The 17,464-nt window shown below is 70.4% G+C and carries 14 protein-coding genes; all 14 read left to right on the top strand.

Annotated features, from left to right (window positions below; all coding sequences use genetic code 11):
* Positions 1 to 182: 182 nt before the first annotated feature.
* Positions 183 to 1,082 carry a carbohydrate ABC transporter permease gene (locus G401_RS0117850; RefSeq protein ID WP_027343585.1) on the top strand — a complete coding sequence of 300 codons (900 nt, stop codon included), beginning with the start codon at positions 183 to 185 and terminating at the stop codon, positions 1,080 to 1,082.
* Positions 1,082 to 1,978 (top strand): carbohydrate ABC transporter permease, encoded by an 897-nt coding sequence (locus tag G401_RS0117845; protein ID WP_027343584.1) that lies wholly within the window; start codon positions 1,082 to 1,084, stop codon positions 1,976 to 1,978. Before G401_RS0117850 ends, G401_RS0117845 begins: the two co-directional genes overlap by 1 nt.
* A complete protein-coding gene (locus tag G401_RS0117840; RefSeq protein WP_051366785.1) occupies positions 1,975 to 3,363 on the top strand; it encodes a GH1 family beta-glucosidase in 1,389 nt (462 codons plus the stop codon). Before G401_RS0117845 ends, G401_RS0117840 begins: the two co-directional genes overlap by 4 nt.
* 74 nt (positions 3,364 to 3,437) lie before the next feature.
* The gene (locus G401_RS0117835) at positions 3,438 to 4,481 is read left to right on the top strand and encodes a S66 family peptidase (RefSeq protein WP_027343582.1); all 1,044 of its coding nucleotides are present in this window, start codon (positions 3,438 to 3,440) and stop codon (positions 4,479 to 4,481) included.
* A 60-nt stretch (positions 4,482 to 4,541) separates the two neighbouring features.
* Positions 4,542 to 5,066 carry a hypothetical protein gene (locus G401_RS0117830; RefSeq protein ID WP_027343581.1) on the top strand — a complete coding sequence of 175 codons (525 nt, stop codon included), beginning with the start codon at positions 4,542 to 4,544 and terminating at the stop codon, positions 5,064 to 5,066.
* A gap of 277 nt (positions 5,067 to 5,343) precedes the next feature.
* Positions 5,344 to 5,706 (top strand): hypothetical protein, encoded by a 363-nt coding sequence (locus tag G401_RS55905; RefSeq protein ID WP_157545822.1) that lies wholly within the window; start codon positions 5,344 to 5,346, stop codon positions 5,704 to 5,706.
* Positions 5,703 to 6,686, top strand: a complete 984-nt coding sequence (gene pstC / locus G401_RS0117820; RefSeq protein ID WP_027343579.1) for a phosphate ABC transporter permease subunit PstC — start codon at positions 5,703 to 5,705, stop codon at positions 6,684 to 6,686. Before G401_RS55905 ends, pstC begins: the two co-directional genes overlap by 4 nt.
* A complete protein-coding gene (gene pstA / locus G401_RS46475; protein ID WP_064741785.1) occupies positions 6,683 to 7,879 on the top strand; it encodes a phosphate ABC transporter permease PstA in 1,197 nt (398 codons plus the stop codon). Before pstC ends, pstA begins: the two co-directional genes overlap by 4 nt.
* A complete protein-coding gene (locus G401_RS0117810; protein ID WP_034591948.1) occupies positions 7,876 to 9,471 on the top strand; it encodes a phosphate ABC transporter substrate-binding protein PstS in 1,596 nt (531 codons plus the stop codon). The genes pstA and G401_RS0117810 overlap by 4 nt, the downstream gene beginning before the upstream one ends.
* Positions 9,468 to 11,924 (top strand): hypothetical protein, encoded by a 2,457-nt coding sequence (locus G401_RS0117805; protein ID WP_051366784.1) that lies wholly within the window; start codon positions 9,468 to 9,470, stop codon positions 11,922 to 11,924. Before G401_RS0117810 ends, G401_RS0117805 begins: the two co-directional genes overlap by 4 nt.
* A 145-nt stretch (positions 11,925 to 12,069) precedes the next feature.
* The gene (locus G401_RS0117800; protein ID WP_051366783.1) at positions 12,070 to 13,065 is read left to right on the top strand and encodes a substrate-binding domain-containing protein; all 996 of its coding nucleotides are present in this window, start codon (positions 12,070 to 12,072) and stop codon (positions 13,063 to 13,065) included.
* Between the two features lie 18 nt (positions 13,066 to 13,083).
* Positions 13,084 to 14,625, top strand: a complete 1,542-nt coding sequence (locus G401_RS0117795) for an Ig-like domain-containing protein (RefSeq protein ID WP_245601754.1) — start codon at positions 13,084 to 13,086, stop codon at positions 14,623 to 14,625.
* A gap of 177 nt (positions 14,626 to 14,802) precedes the next feature.
* Positions 14,803 to 16,599 (top strand): WxL protein peptidoglycan domain-containing protein, encoded by a 1,797-nt coding sequence (locus G401_RS52875; RefSeq protein ID WP_051366782.1) that lies wholly within the window; start codon positions 14,803 to 14,805, stop codon positions 16,597 to 16,599.
* The gene (locus tag G401_RS46465) at positions 16,596 to 17,441 is read left to right on the top strand and encodes a sortase domain-containing protein (protein ID WP_051366781.1); all 846 of its coding nucleotides are present in this window, start codon (positions 16,596 to 16,598) and stop codon (positions 17,439 to 17,441) included. The genes G401_RS52875 and G401_RS46465 overlap by 4 nt, the downstream gene beginning before the upstream one ends.
* The last annotated feature ends 23 nt before the right edge of the window (positions 17,442 to 17,464 follow it).

Raw genomic sequence — 17,464 nt, 5'->3', positions numbered from 1 at the left:
GCGATCCAGAACGGTCTGACCCGGGTCGAGCAGGGCAAGCAGACCCCGGACCAGGCGTGGGAACAGTCCATGAAGGACGTCAAGGCGCTCCTGTAACCGCTGACGCGGTGGCGGCCACCCGACCGGCGTACGCGCCGGGGCCGCCACCGCGCTCCGCCGTATCCTCCTAAAGGACCCTCCTCATGCGCAGAAGCTTCCTGCACCGGCTCGATCTCAAGGGATCGCCGTACTTCTACATCGCGCCGTTCTTCCTGCTCTTCGCCGGTTTCGGGCTCTTCCCGCTGGTCTTCACCGGCTGGGTCTCGCTGCACAAGCAGAGCCTGATCTCCGACACGAGCACGTTCGTCGGCATCGACAACTACACCAAGCTGCTCCAGGACCCTTACTTCTGGAACGCGCTGCGCAACACCGCGCAGATCTGGATCCTGTCGACCGTCCCGCAGCTGGTCTTCGCGCTCTTGCTGGCCACGGTGCTCAACACCCGGCTGCGGGCGCCCTCGTTCTGGCGGATGACGGCACTGCTGCCGAACATCACGTCGGTCGCCGCCGTCGCGCTGATCTTCGGCCAGGTCTTCGGCCGGGACTACGGCATGGTCAACTGGGTGCTCGGCCTGTTCGGGGTCGGGCACATCGAGTGGCAGGCCGGCACGGCCTCGTCGCAGATCGCGATCTCGGTGATGATCATCTGGCGGTGGACGGGCTACAACGCCCTGATCTACCTGGCCGCCATGCAGGCGGTCCCGGCGGACCTCTACGACGCGGCGTCCCTCGACGGCGCCACGGCCTTCCAGCAGCTGCGGAAGATCACGGTCCCGTCGATCCGGCCGACGATCATCTTCACCGTCATCATCTCCACGATCGGTGGCATGCAGGTCTTCGCCGAGCCGCTGCTGTTCGGCGGGAGCAGCCCGACCGGCGGCTCCGACCGGCAGTTCCAGACGCTGGGCTACTACCTGTACGAGATCGGCTTCGGGCGCTTCGACTTCGGGTACGCCTCGACGATCGCCTGGGCGATGTTCTTCATCATCGTTCTCGTCGCCGGCCTGAACTTCTTCCTCACCAGCCGCCTGCGGAGGTCCTGATGACCGCGACCATCTCCGTGCCGGTGCAGGACACCGCCGACGCCAAGCCCGCCACCCGGCGCCGCCGTGGCAGCGGCGTACGGCGGCGGCCCGGTCCGCTGCTCTACCTCACCCTGACCGCCCTGGTCTTCTTCTCGGCGTTCCCGCTGTACTACTCGATCGTCGTGGCGAGCAGCACGAACTCGGTGCTCTCCGACGTGCCGCCGCCGTTCCTGCCCGGCGGGCACCTCCTCGAGAACCTGCGCCGGGCGTTCGACACCGTGGACTTCGTCAAGGCCTTGACGAACTCGTTCATCGTGTCCGGCTCGATCACGATCAGCGTCGTGTTCTTCTCGACCCTCGCCGGGTTCGCGTTCGCGAAGCTGCGCTTCCGGGGCTCGAACGTCGCGCTCGTGATCATCATCGCCACCATGATGGTGCCGACCCAGCTCGGCATCATCCCGCTCTACATGACCATGCAGAAGTTCCACCTCATCGGAACCATCGCCGCGGTCATCGTCCCGTCCCTGGTCAGCGCGTTTGGCGTGTTCTTCATGACGCAGTACCTGCGTACGGCGGTGCCGACCGAGCTGATCGAAGCCGCCCGCGTGGACGGCTGCCACACACTGCGCATCTTCTGGCATGTCGTCGTCCCTGCGGCCCGCCCCGCCGCGGCGGTCCTCGGCATGCTGACGTTCATGAACGCCTGGAACGACTTCTTCTTCCCGCTGGTCGTCCTCACCCCCGAGGACCCCACCGTGCAGACGGCGCTGTCCAACCTGGCCAGCGGGTACGTCCAGGACTTCTCGCTGACCCTGACCGGCACGACGATCGCCACCGTTCCGCTGCTGATCGTCTTCGTCGTCCTGGGCCGGCACATCATCGGAGGCATCATGCAAGGGGCGATCAGGGAATGACCGTAGTCGAGGAAAAGGCCGAGCCGCGCGTACTGCGTTTCCCCGAGGGATTCCGGTGGGGGGTGGCGACCGCCGCCTATCAGATCGAGGGGGCGGCCACCGCCGACGGCCGGATGCCGTCCATCTGGGACACGTTCGCGCGTACGCCGGGCAAGGTCCATCGGGGGCACACCGGTGACGTGGCCTGCGACCACTACCACCGGTACGCCGAGGACGTCGCCCTGCTCTCGGAGCTGAGCATCGGCACCTACCGCTTCTCGCTGGCCTGGCCGCGGATCAAGCCGGACGGTTCCGGTCCGGTCAACCCGCGGGGTCTGGCGTTCTACGACCGGCTCGTGGACGAGCTGCTGGCCGCCGGCGTCGAGCCGATGGTCACGCTCTACCACTGGGACCTGCCGCAGACACTGGAGGACCACGGCGGCTGGACGAACCGGGACACCGCGCTGCACTTCGCGGACCTGGCCACGGCGGCGGTGAGCAAGCTCGGCGACCGCGTACGCACCTGGACGACGCTCAACGAACCCTGGTGCTCGGCCTTCCTCGGGTACGGCAACGGCGTACACGCGCCGGGCCGGGTCGACGCTCAAGCGGCGTACCTCGCCACGCACCACCTCAACCTCGCGCACGGGCTCGGTGCCCAGGCGCTGCGGGCGGGTGGCGCGCAGGAGGTGTCGCTCACGCTCAACCTGACGAGCGTCCGCCCGCACGATCCGGGCGACCGGCACGACGCCGACGCGGCCCGCCTCGTCGACGGCCTGCAGAACCGGATCTGGCTGGATCCCGTGCTGCGCGGCCACTACGCCGACGACATGCTGGCCCTGTTCCAGCGGTTCGACGCGGCCGGCGCCATCCTCGACGGCGATCTGGAGATCATCTCCACTCCGATCGACCTGCTCGGCGTCAACTACTACCAGCCCGCGCTGGTGGCGGCCCAGATCGGCGCGCCGGCGAATCTCGCGTACCCGGGCAGTGAGGGCATCATCTACCCGGACCAGGGCAAGCCGACGACGGCGATGGACTGGCCGGTAGACGAGACCGGGCTCACGGACCTGCTCGTGCGCCTGTCGGTCGACTACCCGGGCACGCCGCTGATGGTCACCGAGAACGGCGCCGCGTACACCGACGTGCCCGCGGGCGACCGCGTGGCCGACCCGGAGCGGATCGGATACATCGACGCGCATCTGCGCGCCGTGCACGCGGCCATCAGCGAGGGCGCCGACCTGCGCGGCTACCTGGCCTGGTCGTTCATGGACAACTTCGAATGGGGCTACGGCTACGACAGCCGGTTCGGCCTGATCTACGTGGATTACGCGACGCAGCGGCGGGTGCCCAAGGACAGCGCCCGCTGGTTCAGCGACGTGATCCGGCGCAACGGCTTGGAGTAGGCCTCGAACAGAGGACCTGGGGAACAACGGCGGCTGGGCGCGAAGCCCGGCCGCCGTTGCCTTACGGTGAGCACATGCTGCAGGCCGCGTATCCCGCCAAACCCCAACCCGGTGACAAGGTCGCGATCCTCTCGCCCTCCTGGGCGGGTCCCGGTGCCTTTCCCGAGGTGTACGCCCTGGGCCTGCACCGTCTGCGCCACGAACTCGGCCTCGAACCGGTCGAGTACCCGACCACGCTCGTCCAGGGCACGCCGGCGGAGCGGGCCCGCGACATCCATGCCGCTTTCGCCGATCCTGAGATCAAGGCGGTGTTCGCGAGCATCGGCGGTGCCGACCAGATCACCGTGCTGCCCCACCTGGACGGCGACCTCCTGGCGGCGAACCCGAAGCCGTTCTTCGGCTACTCCGACAACACGAACCTGCTGCACTACCTGTGGCGGCGGGGGATCGTCGGCTACCACGGCGGGGCCGTCCTCGTGCACCTGGCGCGGGGCGGGCGTACGCATCCGGACACCATGGCCTCCCTGCGGGCGGCCCTGTTCCGGCCGGGCTGGTTCGACCTGTCGGCGCCGCTGGCGTTCAGCGAGCAGCACGGCGAGTGGACCGACCCGGCGACGCTGACCACCGAACCGCCGGTACGCCCCGCGCCCGGCCGCTGGGACTGGCACAACCCCGATCGGGTGATCGAGGGCACGATCTGGGGCGGCAACCTGGAGATCGTGACGTGGCTGCTGATGGCCGACAAGGAGGTCCCGACCGCCGACGAGCTCGCCGGGCAGGTCCTCGTCCTGGAGACCAGCGAGGACATGCCGTCCGCCGCGGACGTCGGCTACTGGCTCGTCGCGATGGGGGAGCGCGGGCTGCTGTCGGCGCCCGCCGCGCTCCTGGTCGGCCGGCCGAAGGCCTGGGACCGCAACCACCAGCTGGAACTGCCCGAGCGGGACGCGTACGCGGCCCTGCAGCGGGCGGCGATCCTGCGGGCGATGGCCGTCTACAACCCGGCCGCGACCATCGTCTTCGACGTGGACTTCGGGCACACCGATCCGCAGCTCGTCCTGCCCTACGGCGGCCGCGTACGCGTCGACGGCCCGGCCCGCACGATCTCGGTCCACTACTGAGCCCTGGTTCCTGAGCACCCTGGTCCGCCGCCATCCCGGCCGAACGGCTAACGTCGCTGCATGCGACGGTTCCTGACGGTCTCGGCCACGCTGGCCGTGGTGGGTCTCGCGGCGGCGTGCGGCCCCGCGACGGTGACGCCTGACGACGCCGACCACACCCGGCTGGCCCAGCTGCGTACCGAGGGGGTGCTGAGCGGTGCGTCGGCGGTGACCGAGCACCCGGGCAGCACGGTGAAGGGCAAGATCGGGGCGGTCCCCGACGTCGTCGAGGCGACCCTGCCGGCCGCGGCGGACGGCGGCAAGGCGCTGCTGGCCGCGCTGCGCTCCGGCGGCTGGACAGTCACCGGCGCCGAATGCGCGGCGGGCAAGACCGTGCTGGGCGGCTTCCGCCAGGACGGCGCCCTCCCGCGCACGGTACGCGTCGAGGTCACGCCGGCGGGCACGACGGTCACCCTCATGGCGCCCTTCCACACCGATCACACGCCCTATTTCGGCGGTGTCGCGCCGCAGTCGCTGACGTCCACCTGCGTCGAGACGGGCGAGTCCGGACGGGCCGGAACCTTCCCGTCCCTGGGCGGCCAATAATCGCGCCGACAACGGCTTGCCCCTGCCGACGGTCGTGCGTATTGTCTTCGTCAGCCGAATGGTCAATTCGATGGAGAGGAGTGCGGAGAGAAGTCCCTTTTTCGCCCGGGACCTCCGCATAACATAGCCCTCTCATTGTTCATTTCAGAGCTGTCCGGCCTTCATGCGGGCCTATCTTCCGTTTATCTCTGGCCCGCGAGATTACTGCTCGGTTACGCCGCTGCCAGCTGGCGTCGAGCGGTCGTCCGGGAGGCCGAGAGTGTCTACGCCGCGATTCTTGTTCGTGGCCCGAGCGGGGGCGACGGACAGCGCCGGATTTCTCTGGCGACTCATCTGGTCGAACAATCGCGAATTGGGCCGCGGCGGGTATTCCGCGCCTACATTCGGCGCCTGCCGCGAAGCCGTTCTGACATTGCGGGCACACTACACGGAGGCCGTCGGACGCCTCATTGTGGACGAGGCGACCGGCCATTGGACCTGGCGCCTGGAGGCCGACCGGGTCGTGCTGGCCACCCGGGGCCGTGAATACCTGCGCGAACGCGAATGCCGGGCGAGCCTGCGCACGTTCCTGGAAGCGGTTCCGATCGCGCTGGTCTCCGATCACGCGGTGGCGATCGAGCCGCGGATGGTCCGGCGATGACGGCCGGGCAGATCTCCACCCAGCGCTCGGCCGTCTCGACCACCGACAAGATCTTCCGCGGCACCGTACGCGGCGGCGGCGTCACGGTCCTCGTGATCATGATGCTCATCGGCGGCTTCCTGCTGCTGCGCGCGTTCACCGCGCTGCGCGCGGACGGCTGGTCGTTCGTCGTCACGCAGGCCTGGGAGCCCGACAGCCACCACTTCGGCATCGCCGCGGTCCTGCTCGGCTCCATCTTCGTCGCCATGGTCGCGATCGTGGTCGCGCTGCCGCTCGCCGTCGGCACGGCCCTCTACATCACCGAGTACGCACCGCGGGCGCTCAAGCCGTGGCTCGTCAGCGCGGTCGACCTGATGGCGGCGGTGCCCAGCGTGGTCTACGGCATCTGGGGCGCGTTCTTCCTGCAGTGGGAGGTCATCCACGTCTCCCGGTGGATCACGACCTACTTCGGCTGGATCCCGATCTTCAAGGTGACGTCCTACGACCCGGACGACCCGCTCGCGACGCCGACCATCTTCACCGCCTCGACGTTCATCGCCGGCCTGGTCGTGGCCCTGATGGTCACTCCGATCGCCTGCTCGGTGATGCGCGAGGCGTTCTCCCAGGCCCCGGCCGGCGAGCGGGAGGGCGCGTACGCGCTGGGCTCCACCCGGTGGGGCATGGTCCGCGCGGTGGTGCTCCCGTTCGGCAAGGGCGCGATCATCGGCGGCACGATGCTGGGCCTCGGCCGGGCGCTCGGCGAGACCATCGCGGTCGTCCTGATCATCTCGCCGGTCTTCGTCATCCAGCCGCACATCCTCGAACAGGGAACCAGTTCGGTGTCCTCGCTCATCGCCCTGCACTACGGCGACTCCAGCGCGTTCGGCATCTCCGCGCTGATGGCCGCCGGCCTCGCGCTGTTCCTGCTGACGCTGATCGTCAACTTCGTGGCCTCGACCATCGTGGCCCGCAGCCGCTCCGGGGCGGTGAGCGACGCATGACCCCGGACCTTCGCCCCCGGCGGCGCGCCGGCGCCTGGCGTACCACGGACGTCCTGTCCTTGATCGGAGCCGCCGCGACCGCGGCCGCGATGACCTGGCTGCTGTACGCGCGCCTGGCGCCGTTCAGCGGCGTGGTGGGCATGGCGGTGATCTGGTACGGGCTGTTCCTGGCCTGCTACGCGGTCCTGGTCGGCCTGGACGAGAGCGGCCCGGCGGTACGCGACCGCGTCGCCGCGGTGGCGGTGCACGGCCTGGCGCTGCTGCTGCTCTCGGCGCTGGCGTTCATCGTGGCCTACACGTTCTGGCGGGGCTGGCCGGCCCTGCGCCACCTGAACTTCTACTTCCACGACATGTCGGTGACCTCCGGCCTGACGCCGCTGGACGTCGGCGGCATCATCCACGGCGTCGTCGGCACGCTGATCGAGATCGGGATGGCGCTGGCCATCACGGTGCCGCTGGGCCTGCTCTGCTCGATCTTCCTCAGCGAGCTGCCCGGCCGGTTCACCCGCTTCGTCCGCACGATCGTCGAGGCGATGACCGCGCTGCCGTCCATCGTGGCCGGCCTGTTCATCTACGCCGCGGTGATCCTCACGACGCAGAACTGGATCGTGCCGATCGAGAAGTCCGGGTTCGCGGCGTCGCTGGCGATCAGCGTCATGATGCTGCCGATCATCATCCGGGCCTCCGACGTGGTGCTGCGGCTGGTGCCCGGCACCCTCAAGGAGGCCTCGTACGCCCTCGGCGCGACCCAGTGGCGTACGGTCTGGCACGTCGTGCTGCCGACCGCCCGGTCCGGCCTGACCACCGCCGTCATCCTCGGCACCGCCCGCGGCATCGGCGAGACCTCGCCCGTCCTGCTGACCGCCGGCTACACGGCGTCGAAGAACCTCGACCCGTTCCACGGCCCGATGCCGTCGCTGCCGCTGCTGACCTACACCCTCATCCGGTTCCCCGAATCGGTGCAGGTCGCCCGCGGCTTCGGCTCCGGCGCCGTGCTGATGTTCCTCGTGCTGCTGCTGTTCGGCCTGGCCCGGATGATCGGCGGCCGGCCGGTGGGGCAGGCCCGCGTACGCCGCCGGCGGCGACTGGCCGACCCCGCGATCTGGGCCGCGCCGGTCGAGACCGCCGAAGAAGAAGACGCCACCGTCCCCGATCCCCGGACGGAAGAAGACCTCGTGAAGGAGCCGGTGTGAGTCGATCCCTCTGGCGGCTGGCGGCGGCCCTGCTCTCGCTCGCCGTCGTCGCCACGTCCCCCGTGGTCGCGGCACCGGCCGCGCACGCGTCGGCGTACGTGCCGATCAGCGGCGCGGGCTCGACCTGGAGCTCCAACGCCATCGACGTGTGGCGCGCCAACGTCAAGCAGTTCGGGCTCACCGTCAACTACGCGGCGACCGGCTCGTCGGACGGCCGCAACCAGTTCAAGAACGGCACCGTCGACTTCGGCGTCTCCGAGATCCCGTACAACCTGACCGACAACGGCGTGCAGGACCCGCCGCCGGCCCGGCACTTCGCGTACATGCCGATCGTCGCGGGCGGCACGTCGTTCATGTACAACCTGAAGATCGGCGGCAAGCGGGTCACCAACCTGCGGCTGTCCGGCGAGACGCTCGTGAAGATCTTCACCGGTGTCATCACCAACTGGTCGGACGCCGCCATCGCCGCCGACAACCCCGGCCTGACGCTGCCCGCGCGGCGCATCGTCCCGGTCGTCCGCTCCGACGGCTCGGGCACCACCGCCCAGCTGACCACCTGGATGTCCAGCAAGTACGCGTCGCTGTGGAACGCGTACTGCGAACGGGCCGGCCGGCGTACGCCCTGCGGACTCACCTCGTTCTATCCGGTGGTGCCCGGCTCGGGCTTCGTCGCGCAGTCCGGCTCGAACAGCGTGGCCGGATACGTGGCGCAGAACCAGTCCGAGGGCGCCATCACCTACGTCGAGTACTCGTACGCGATCGCGGCCGGCTTCCCCGTGGTCAAGCTGTTGAACGCGGCGGGCTACTACGTGCTGCCGACGGCCGAGAACGTCGCGGTCGGCCTGCTCGGGGCGCAGATCCAGCAGGACCTGACCCAGAAGCTCCTCGGCGTCTACGACAACCCCGACAAGCGCGCGTACCCGCTGTCGAGCTACTCGTACATGATCATCCCGACCCAGGTCGAGGGCAACTTCAACACCACCAAGGGCTACTCGCTGGGCGTCTTCGCCTACTACTTCCTGTGCCAGGGGCAGCGGCCGATGAAATCGCTCGGCTACTCACCCCTGCCGATCAACCTGGTGACCGCCGGTCTCGACCAGGTGAAGCGCATCCCCGGGGTGGACGTGCAGTCGATCGTCATCAAGAACTGCAACAACCCCACCTTCTCGACCAACGGCACGAACACGCTGGCCGTCAACGCGCCGTACCCGAGCGAGTGCGACCACAAGGGCGTCGTGAGCTGCACCGGCGGTGCCTCGCCGTCGCCCGGGGCGAGCACCGGGACCGGGACCGGTACGGGAACCGGCACCGGGACGGGCACGGGTACCGGAACGGGAACCGGCACGGGCACGGGGACGGGCACCGGCACCGGTACGCAGATCGATCCGGACACAGGCCAGGTCATCGGCGGCACCGGCGGCGGTGACGGCAGCACGACGACCCAGGTGAACGGCGTACCGGTGAGCCTGCCGACGCAGGGCTGGAGCCAGGCCACGATCCTGATGTTCGTCGCCGCCGGGCTGCTGCTCGGCGTGGTCCTCGGCCCGCCCCTGCTGGCCCGCACTCTTTCCCGCCGCCGGGGCATCCGATGATCAAGCTGACGATGTCCCGCCGGCCGACGCTCGCCGGGATGGCGCTGCGGACGCTGTTCGCGGCCGGCGCGCTGCTGGCGATGACCGCGGTGATGCCGCAGAACGTCGTCGAGGCGCAGACCACCGACACGTCGGTGACGGTGCACGGCACCGGCGCGTACGCCGGCCTCGCGGTGACGGTGAGCCAGACCGAGGATCTGATCAACCAGATCGTGACCGTGACCTGGACCGGCGGTACGCCGACCCAACCGTCCACGGGCGCGTTCAACATCGACTACCTGCAGATCATGCAGTGCTGGGGCGACGACCCGGCCGGACCGGACCGGACCCAGTGCCAGTTCGGCGGGTTGGTGGGCGACAGCCGCGGCGGCCCGCAGACCGCCTCCCGGCAGCTCGACTACGGCAGCACCCTGGTCGACCCGGCGGAGACGATCAAGGCGCCCCCCGGCAGCCACGACAGCGTCTACGCGCCCTTCCACTCGGTCGACGGCAAGGTGCTCAGCGGCGACCAGAAGTCCAACGACCTGTTCGACGGCAACACGACCAACGAGCAGCCGTTCGGGTTCACCCGTGCCGACGGCACCGGCACCGACTTCTTCGAGGTGCAGACCGGCCGGGAGGCACCGGGCCTGGGCTGCGGGCAGGCGGTCACCGGCCCCGGCGGCACCACGATCGGCCGGCCGTGCTGGCTGGTGATCGTGCCGCGCGGCAACACGGAAGTGGACGGCAGCGTACGCCAGGCGCGCCAGGACAACCAGCTCGTCTCGTCCCCGCTGAGCGCCACGAACTGGGCCAACCGGCTCGTGGTGCCGCTGAAGTTCCTGCCGCTCGGCCTCGTCTGCCCCATCGGCTCGGCGGAGCGCCCCACCCTCGGCCAGGAGCTCATGTCGGAGGCGGTGCTGCGCTGGCAGCCGGTGCTGTGCCAGCAGCACGGTGCCGTCTTCGGCTTCACCCAGACCTCCGACGACGTCGCGCGTACGCAGCTCGAGGACGACGATCCCGGCCTGGACTTCGTGACCGGACCGCTGGCCGACCCGGCGGCTGACCGGCCACCCGTGTACGCGCCGGTCGGCGTCTCCGCCCTGACGATCGCGTTCGACATCGACAGCCAGGCGATCTACGGAGCGCCGGACGACGTGAAGGCGCGCGAGGGCGAGCGCATCACCGACATGAAGCTCAACCAGCGCCTGGTGGCCAAGCTGCTCACGCAGTCCTACCGGCTGGCCGTGCACCCGAGCGCGCAGTACCTCGCCGGCAACCCGTTCGACATGGAGCGCGATCCGGAGTTCATCGCCCTCAATCCGAACTTCGACCACCTCGCCTTCGCCGGCGGCATGGCCGACCTGCTGCTGCCCTACGGCCGCTCCGACGTGGCCAACGAGGTGTGGACGTGGGTGCTGTCCGACCCGGCGGCCAAGGCGTTCGTCAACGGTACGCCGGACGAGAACGGGATGAAGGTGAACCCGAACTACCAGAACCTCTCCCCGTCGCCGTACGACTACCCGAAGAACGACCTGTTCTGCACCGAGGCCAACCCGCCGCTTCCCCCACTGTGCACCATGGACGCCCACCCGTACGCGGCCGACATGCACTCCGCGGCCCGGGCGGCCAGCCGCGGCGACACCCTCGGACACTCCACATCGGACCCGAACTCGATCCCCCCGAGCTGGGCGAAGAACCCGTTGCAGCACAGCGGGGCCCGGTCGCTGATGGCCGTCACCGACGCGGCCAGCGCCCGCCGGTACTCGCTGCCGATCGCGCAGCTGCGCAACGCCAGCGGGGCGTACGTGCTGCCGACCGCGGACGCCCAGCTGGCCGCAGTCGCCCAGATGCCCACCTCCAGCCCGGAGGACGTGCTCCAACCGGATCCGGCGACGAGCGCGCCGACGGCGTACCCGCTGACGACCGTGAGCTACGCCGCCACCGCCCCGGCCCAGCTGACCAAGGACGAGGGCCGGGACTACGCCAACTTCATCCGGTACGCCGCCGGCGACGGCCAGACCCCGGGACTGGCCGTCGGCCAGCTGCCGTTCGGCTACGCGCCGCTGCCGCAGTCGTTGCGTACCAAGGCGGTCGCCGCCGCGCAGAAAATCGCCGACGAGGCCGGCAAGCCGGTGGCCGGCCCGTCGCCGTCGAGGAGCCGGACCGCGTCGCCGACACCGTCGCGGTCGGCCACGGCGTCGCGTACTCCCGGTACGGGAACCGGGACAGGTACGCAGACCTCGCCGCTGCCCTCGGTCTCGGCCGCGCCGACCGGGCATCCGTCCGTCTCGGCCCTGCCGAGCCCCAGCATGAGCAACGCGGCGGCGCCGACGCCCGGCCAGGAAACCGGGCTCGCGCAACACCTGCTGCTGTGGGTTCTCGGCCTCGGTGGCCTGGCCGCGATCTGCGGGCCGGCTCTTTCCCGTGGCGGTGGCGGGTGGCGGCCGTCGCAGCCGCCGGAACGCGCGTGATGACGCGCCCCAGACCTGGGTGGACCTCCACCCGGCCAGCCGGCCTGGTCCGCCGGCTGGGCACCACCGGCCTCGCCCGCCTATCGGCAGAGCGGCGGGAGAAGCCGTCACCCGGTACACCAAACAACACGGAGGGTACAACACCGTGAACGTCCACACCAACAGACGTGCGGGCGCGATCCTCGCGCTGGGCGTCTGCCTGGCCGCGGTATTCGCGGCGGGACCCGCCCAGGCGGACCCGTCGGGTGCGCCGACCTACCGTCAGCTGGCGGGTGTCGGTTCCGACACCACCCAGGGCGTCATGAACGCGATCGCCAACTCGGTCACCATCGGTGGCACGAAGGTGCTCGGTTCGTACGACGCGACGGGCAGCGCCACCATCACCACGAAGGACCCGGCCACGTCGCCGGGCTGCTCGGGCATCGCTCGCCCGAACGGCTCGGGGGCCGGCCGGAACGCCCTTCTGGCGTCGCTGCAGCCGGGTAGCGCCACGGCGGGGTGCATCCAGTTCTCCCGCTCGTCCAGCCTCAACGTTGCGACCTCGTCCCCGAGCCTGACCTACATCCCGTTCGCCACGGATGCGGTCACGTTCGCGATCACCAGCTCCAGCTCCGTACCGCGGTCGCTGACGCTGGCGGATCTCACGGCGATCTACAAGTGCCAGATCCCGGGCATCACCCCGATCCTGCCGCAGGCCGGCTCGGGCACCCGGTCGTTCTGGGAGACCACCGTGGGCATCGCGGACTCGGACGTCAACAACGGCGTCTACCCCTGCATCGTCAACGGCAAGGACGCCAACAACCAGGTCATCGAGGAGCACGACGGCCGCGTGCTGAACAACTCGTCCGTCGTTCCGATCTCCGTCGCGCAGTGGGTGGCCCAGGCTTCGGGCACGCTCACCGACATCCGCGGCCGTTCGGTCCTCGGTGTCATCAACGGCACCGGACCGCTGCTGATGAACCCCAACCAGGCTGTCACGCGCAGCGTGTACAACGTGGTGCCGACCAGCCAGGTGACCGATCCCACGATCAACCAGGTCTTCGTCGGCTCGGGCTCGCTGGTCTGCCAGTCGGGCACCATCATCCAGCAGTACGGGTTCGCCCCCACGGCGACCTGTGGCGACACGACCAACCACAGCTAAGGGAGAGAAATCGTGAAGATGTCGATCCTCAAGGCCGGTGTCGTGGTCGTCGCCATGACCGCGATGGGACTCGTCCTGTCGCCGGCCGCCGCTCAGGCAGCCACCGTCGGAACCGCGACGGTGACCCCCGCGACGGGTACCCCCGATGCCACGCGCGCCAGCGTCGAGGCTTCGGCGGCCTGCCCGGCCGGTGCCACCAACGTCATCACCCGGATCTTCGGCAGCGGCTTCCCGGCCGCCGGTGAGATCATCGCGCCGAACCAGCCGATCGGGAACCTGTCCACCAACGGCGCCGGCGGCGTCGTGGTGCCGGTCTCCGACGTGTTCCGGACCTTCGCCAACCTGCAGAGCCCGCCGGCCGTTCTGAACGGCAAGTACGACATCACCATCAGTTGCATCAACAACTTCGGTACGAGCAACTTCGGTGACTACACCGGCTCGATCTGGTTCGTGAACAACACCGCGTACCAGTCGACCGACCCGGCGGGCACGGCCACCACCACCACCCTGACCACCAACCCCGTCAGCCCGGTCACCACCGGGACGAACGTGACCCTGACGGCGACCGTCGCTCCGGCGGCGGCCACCGGCTCGGTGCAGTTCAAGGACGGCGCGACGGTCCTCGGCACGGGTACCGTGTCCGGCGGCGTCGCGACCTTCTCGACGGCGGGCCTCGGCCAGGGTACGCACTCCCTGACAGCGGTCTACACGCCGGACTCGGGTACCTACAAGACCTCGACGTCCTCGGCCGTGTCGTTCGTCGTCAACAAGGGTGCCGCGATCGGCACGACGACCTCCCTGGTCGTCAGCCCGGCCAACACCGCGGCGGAGCACTCCAACGTGGCCCTCACCGCGACGGTGACGCCGTCGAACGCGGTGGGCTCGGTGCAGTTCAAGGACGGCGCGACCACTCTCGGCACCGTTCCGGTGTCCGGTGGCGCGGCGGCCCTGACCATCAGCACGTTGGCGCTCGGCGCGCACTCCCTGGTGGCGAGCTTCGTCCCGACCGACGCGACGGACTTCACGTCGTCGGCGTCGGCCGCGGTCGACTACCAGGTCACCCCGTTCACGGGCGCCTCCACCGCGGAGACCATCACCACCACGGTGGACGCGGGCGCCCTGGTCATCAGCGTCGACGACAGCCAGGTCGTCCTGGCCAACCCGACCCTGAACAGCGCGGGCGACCTGTTCGTGACCTCCGGCGCGCTCAAGCCGGTCACGGTCACCGACACCCGGGCGGGCAACTTCGGCTGGACCGTTTCGGGCCAGGTCTCCGACTTCGTCAGCGGCGGCAACTCGATCAACGGCGCCAACCTCGGCTGGGTCCCGAGCGTGGTCGACCACGCGACGGCTCAGACGGTCACGGCGGGCGGTTCCGTCGCGGCCGGCAACGGCGTGGCGCCCGGCGTCGCGTCCGCCGCGGGCCTGAAGGTTTCGCGCACCCTGGCGGTCGGCACGGGTCTGGGCACGTCGCACCTTGGTGCGGCGCTGACCCTGAACGCGCCCACCTCCACCCTCGCGGGCACCTACACCGCGACGCTGACCCTGACCGTCATCTGACGTTCGGGTAGCGACATCACCCGTGGTCGGACAGCCGGCCACAGCACGGCGGTGGGACGGGGGCCAGCCCGTCCCACCGCACCTACACCCAGTAACCCCAACCTGACGGATCCCTCGACCCGACGCGCATGTGCTACCCGCCCTGCGCGGCCGGGAAACGCACAGGACGGTGCACCCATGACTGCTTTCGACCGCGGCCGGCGCCTGTTCGCCACCGCGTGCCTGCTCCTGGTGAGCGCCGTGACACCGGCCGCGTTCGGCGCCGCCGCCGCCCCGGCCGCCGCCGCCGCCGTTCCCGCGGCCCTTCCTCCGGCGGCGGGCGGGCTCAGCGCTCTCGCCCGGGCCGGCGACGGCCGCCTGACCTTCGGCATCCAAACCGCGACGGCGAAGAAGGTGGACACGCGGCCGGCCTTCACCTACAGCGCCACCGCCGGCGCGATGGTGACCGACTACGTGGGCCTGCTGAACTACGCCGACCAGCCGGTGACCCTCAAGGTGTACGCGTCCGACGCGTTCAACACCAACGCGGGCGGCTTCGACCTGCTGCCGGCCGACAAGACACCGCATGACGTGGGCGCCTGGGTGGGACTCGGGCAGACCGCCGTGACGGTGCCCGCGAAGGCGACCGTGATCATCCCGTTCAAGCTCGCGGTGCCGGCCGACACCACGCCCGGCGACCACGCCGGCGGCATCGTCGCGTCCGTCACCACCCGGGCCACGGACGCCAAGGGCAACGTCGTGAACGTCGAGCAGCGCGTCGGCCTGCGGGTCTACCTGCGAGTGGCGGGCACGCTCGTGGCGAAGCTGACCATCGTGAACGCGTCGGCGACGTACCACGGCACGCTCAACCCGTTCGGCACCGGCCGGATGGACCTGCAGTACACCGTCCGCAACGAGGGCAACGTCCGGCTGGCCGGCCGGCAGGCGGTGCGGCTGAGCAACGTCTTCGGCACGACGCTGCGCGGCAGCGGCTTCGAGTCGCTGCCGGAACTGCTGCCCGGCAACGAGTACACGGTGCAGGTCCCGATCAGCAAGGTGCTCCCGGCCCTGCGCTCGTCGGCCTCGGTCACCCTCGATCCGGTCGCGATCGTCGGCGACAAGAACCCGCCCGCGCCGCCGGCCACCGTCCGCGCCGCGTTCTGGGCCGTGCCGTGGACCCTGCTCGCCATCATCGCCGTCGTCGTGCTGCTGGTCGTCGGCTTCATCATCTACTCCCGCGTACGCGCGCCGCGGAAGGGTCGGCCGGGCGGCACCGCGAAGAAGCCGGGCGCCCACGTGGCGAAGGTGGGCGCGGCCGCCGCTCTGCTGGCCGTCGCGCTGCTCGGCACCGGTGTGCTGCCGTCGGCGCGGGCCGATGCCGCGCCGCCGAAGGGTTCGCTGCTCGTCCAGCCCTACGACGGTCTCGACACCAGCCCTCCGCAGGTCGTGACGTCGGGACCGTGCCCGGGCGGCGACAGCATCATCGCCCGGATGAAGGGTCCCGGTTTCCCCGCGGAGGGTGCGGTCGTGCGCAACAACAGCCCGATCTCGCTGTACCAGCGGACCAGCGCCGGCGGCCTGGTCATCCCGTTGAGCGACACGTTCAAGAACATCGCCGGGGACCAGAACCCGCCGGTGAAGCTGACCGGCACGTACACGATCACGGTGGCGTGCATCCAGAAGCTGATCTTCGGCACCAGCCTCGGCGACTTCACCGGTACGCTGAAATTCGCGAGCCCGACCAAGTACTCGTACGTCGGCACGCGACCCTCGCCGGAGCCGTCGCCCAGCCTCTCGGCACCGCCGGCGACCGAGGGCGATCCGGCCCAGACGTTCGCCGCGCCGCCCTCACCGGGCACTGTGGACCTGGCCGGCTCGGGCAGCACCCATGACGAGGGCGGGCTCCTGGCCGCTGTAGTGATCTTCGCGGTCGTCGCGACGGTCGTCGGCGGCCTGCTGTACTTCCGCCGGCGGCCGGAGAGCGAGCCGTCGTGACGCGTACGAACGTGGTGGGGGCGTCGCTGACGATCCTCGCCGTGCTGCTGCTCGGTTTCGTCGCCGACCTCGCGTTGATCGGCGGGATCCGGCATGAGCGGGACCAGCACGTCGCCTACGCGACGCTGCGCGAGGAACTGGCCAACGCGACCGCCCCGACGGGGCAGACCGACGGCGACGGCAAGCTGCTGCCGGCCGGTACGCCGATCGCCGTGCTGCAGATCCCGCAGATCGGCCTGAACGAGGTGGTGTTCGAGGGCACCACGGGCAGCGTGCTGGCCTCGGGTCCGGGGCACCGCCGCGACACCCCGCTGCCCGGCCAGGCCGGGGTGAGCGTGATCATGGGACGCCGGGCGGCGTTCGGCGGCCCGTTCAGCGACATCGCCGCCCTCGTCCGCGACGACCGGTTCACCGTCGTCACCGGACAGGGCCGGCAGGTCTACCGCGTGCTCGGCGTACGCGTGGCCGGTGATCCGCAGCCCGCGCCGCTCGCCGCCGGAGCGGGCCGGCTGACCCTGGTGACCGCGGACGGTTCGGCGCTCGCGCCGAGCGGGGTGCTGCGGGTGGACGCGGCGCTGGAGTCGCCGGTGGTGCCCTCGCCGAGCCGGCCGATCGGGCCGGGCGCGATCACCGAGGCCGAGCAGCCGCTCGCGGCCGACACCAGCGAGTGGATCACGGCCGTGCTGCTGGGGCAGGTGCTGCTCATCCTGTCCGCCGCGACCGTCTGGGTACGCGCGCGCTGGGGCCGCTGGCAGACCTGGATGGCGGCGAGCCCGCTGCTGGTGGCCCTGGGCCTAGCGCTGGCCGACCATGTGGCGTTCCTGCTGCCCAACCTGACCTGATGACCGACCGTCTACAAGGGAGC

This window comes from Hamadaea tsunoensis DSM 44101, from assembly GCF_000428945.1.
Lineage (GTDB): Bacteria > Actinomycetota > Actinomycetes > Mycobacteriales > Micromonosporaceae > Hamadaea > Hamadaea tsunoensis.
This window is presented reverse-complemented; position numbering and strand designations above follow the sequence as displayed.